General features: G+C 56.9%; 3 protein-coding genes and 1 pseudogene. All 4 read left to right on the forward strand.

The annotated features are described in order from the left end of the window. On the forward strand, positions 1-714 hold a 714-nt coding region (locus ACPLUI_RS12950), incomplete at its 5' end, for an IclR family transcriptional regulator (RefSeq protein ID WP_424660670.1). 179 nt (positions 715-893) lie between these two features. After that, positions 894-1508 (forward strand): 4Fe-4S binding protein, encoded by a 615-nt coding sequence (locus ACPLUI_RS12955; protein WP_424660671.1) that lies wholly within the window; start codon positions 894-896, stop codon positions 1506-1508. Continuing rightward, on the forward strand, positions 1508-2950 hold the full coding sequence (locus ACPLUI_RS12960) for a hypothetical protein (RefSeq protein ID WP_424660672.1): 1443 nt from the start codon (positions 1508-1510) through the stop codon (positions 2948-2950). The genes ACPLUI_RS12955 and ACPLUI_RS12960 overlap by 1 nt, the downstream gene beginning before the upstream one ends. A gap of 23 nt (positions 2951-2973) precedes the next feature. Further along, a pseudogene (locus ACPLUI_RS12965) lies at positions 2974-3253 on the forward strand (nicotinate-nucleotide pyrophosphorylase); the annotation flags it as partial.

Below are 3253 nucleotides of genomic sequence, written 5' to 3' on the forward strand. Positions count from 1 at the left end.
GCCTCCCTTTCTGAAATTAGCAGGGAACTGGGGCTTCACAAAAGCACTGCCTTTGGATTGCTGCAAACCCTGGTTAAACACAATTATGTGCACCAGGAGGTCAAAACAGGCCGGTACCGGCTGGGTTACCGGGTTTTAGCGCTGGGCGGGGCTTTTCTGGAACACTGTGATCTGCGTGAAATTGCCTCTCCTTATTTGCAGCAACTGGTGGATGAACACGGGGAGACAGTGCACCTGGTGATTATGGACGACGGGCAGGTGGTTTACGTTGATAAAATTGACAGTCCGCAGTCCATCCGCATGGTCTCCCGCATTGGAAGAAGGCTGCCCGCCCATTGTACCGGCGTGGGCAAGGCAATTCTGGCCTATCTTCCCGAAGAAAAGGTGCAGGCTATTGTGCGGAAGCGGGGGCTGCCCAGATTTACCGCCCGCACTATCACCACCTGGGAAGAATTGAGTGCAGAGCTGGCACGGATCCGGGAAGAGGGGGTGGCCTACGACCGGGAAGAAATTGAAGAGGGCCTGCGCTGCGTGGCGGTACCCCTTCTCGGTTATGGTCAATACCCCGTTGGGGCCATCAGCGTTTCCGGACCCGCATCACGTATGACGGAGGAGAAAATGTCCCGTATCGCCGGTTCCCTTAAAAGGGTGGCCGGTGAGATTTCCCGGCAGATGGGTGCAGGTGTCGAACTGAATGGTAGCGTCCACATGTAATGCGGATGCCCCGGAGTGCGGCTTGATGGATTGTTGGCCGGCCTCAGTTTTATACAGGATCTGAATCTGAAAAGGTAAATTTTTTTTGATTTGAAGAAGGAATTTATAAATAAAGGGAGTATAGTTTCTATATAGACGTATAACATTTGATAATGTCGTACATAAAGGGGGGATGATTCTTGCGGACAGTAACCTTATGCGCTGTGGTAGATGTAGATAAATGTAAGGGCTGCACGCGTTGTGAACGGGTGTGTCCGGTGCTGGCCATTAAGGTGGATAACAAAAAAGCGGTGGTGGACCAGGAAAACTGCCTGGGCTGCGCCAACTGCGAACAGCGCTGCCCGGAAATGGCCATCACCATGGTCCCCCTTGAACAGCCGCGGGTGGTACAGGAGAGCCTGGCGGGGGTGGATATGGCAGCTGTCGCCGACCTCTGCCGGAGGGCGCACCTGCACCCCAAACAAATTGTCTGCTACTGTACGGCTACCAGAGCCGGGGAAGTGGCGGCGGCGATCCTCAAGGGAGCAAGATCTCCGGAAGAAATCTCCCGGCGTACAGGTGTACGTACCGGGTGCAAGGTGGAGTGCATCCAGCCGGTATTGCGGTTGCTGCACGCAGCGGGAATTGCACCGGAGCGGCCGGCCAGAGGTTACCAGTGGTATGGCTTAACGCCAACGGTCTGGGATATTCCGGAAGAGGTTAAGGAAAAATACGCCCGGCGCGGGTTTTACTTCGACGAAGATCGCAAATTACTGGATTCACTGGTTGGAGCCAGTGACGAGGGGGTGGAATAATGCTGCGCGCACCTGTGATGCCCTTGCCGCCGCGTCGTTCCCAGTACGGGGTGGCACCCGAACTGGTCCGCAAGCGGGCCGCAGAGCTGCCGGACATGGTTTCCGTGCTGGTGCGGGATCTTTTCCCCGATGCAGCACCGGTTATTTACCCTGGTGAAAAAGGCCTGGAGGTAATCCGGGAAGCCACCCGGAAGCAGATGGAAAAAGTGGACCTGAGCATGATCAAACCCGGTGATTCGGTAAATGTGCTGGGCTCACACCACGGGTTCACCCTGCTGGGCGGAGCGCCATATGCCGAGATGCTCAGGACCATCCGGGATGTGGTGCGGGAACGCACGGGCTGCACGGATATACGCCTGCGGGTAGGTGTGGGGCTGCGTTTCCGGGAGAGTGAAGAATATATTAAGGCCTTCGGCCTGGACGAATACTATGAAGGCAAGGCCGCCGGCGTGGCCCCGGTGGATGAGGGGGTCGCCATCGAGACCGAAATCGGCACTCTTTACGGCATCAAAAAAATATACGATGCCCGGTGGATCATCCACGCCCACAACAGTGACGTGCGGGAAGTACACTTTCACCGTCAGGTGGACCGGGCGGTAAAACCCTTCGGCATGTCCTATGCACGCATAGAAACCCGCTCCACTTATCACCAGAACCTGGGTCCGCGCGCGGCCAACTTTGTGGCCAGGGCGATCTTTGACTCTCCTTTTGTGCAGGAGAAATTTGCCTGTGCCGTATTTCTGATGATGTCTCCCAGCGGAGTGGTAGGGGTGGACGCTGACAACGACCTCTATGCGCTCAATGACCGGGTTACTTATTTGGGTTGCCGGGATTATGGCAAGATGATGACCCTGCTGGGTGAGATTGACGAGGCCATCACCATTCTGGACTTCCCCAGCCCGGTGCCATACGTATTTGCGGCGGGGGTCATTTTCGCCAACTTTGCCGGAGCCAACCGGGACCTTTTCGACCTGGACGACCCGCTGCCGCCGTACACCTGGTACACGGAGGCCTTCTACGGTGAAGACGGGCGTCCGCTGATCGAAGGGGTGCCGCCGGTTAACCCGGCTATCAAGGTAGTCATCCACAACTATGCCTGGGGCGGGTATCCCAGTGCCTTCTTCACGGAGCATATCCCGACTATCGTGGTGGGCCGGGAGCAGGCAGAGTTGCTTAACCGGGACCCGCAGAACATAACCTACACCAGGAACACGTTGCTGGCGGATGATTTGGACACGGCAGTGCGTTTTGCTAAAAGGGTTGCGGGTACGGATAAGATCCTGGCCTTTGACGGTGCCTCAGGAGCGTTAAATGTCAGCCGCTCCCTGGGCGAGTACCTGCTGCAGAAAGCACCCCTCGTTTCACGTCGAGTGGATGAGGAGCTGCTCCCCAAGTGGTTGAAACAGAGGGGTATAGACCCGGCTCAATTCAAGAACTCTTAAGGAGCTGCAGGGGGTTGGCTCAAATGGAAAAGCACATTCTCCCTCCCGGTGATATACGCTGTTCCATCTTTAAAGGAATGGAAAATAGTATTTACCAGGCCAGTGTGGTCGTAACTCAGCCGGCGGTGGTAGCCGGCCTGAGCGAAAGCATCGATGAGGCTCTCTCTCTGGGGCTGGAGGTGCGGGGTCAGGTGCGGGAGGGAATGAGTGTGCAGGCCGGCCAGGCGGTACTCACTCTCACCGGGCCGGCCCTGGCCCTGGCCGTGGCCGAGGACCGGGTGTTGGGTTGGATCGGCAAGGCTT

The sequence above is a fragment of the Desulfofundulus sp. genome (assembly GCF_049701015.1).
GTDB lineage: Bacteria > Bacillota > Desulfotomaculia > Desulfotomaculales > Desulfovirgulaceae > Desulfofundulus.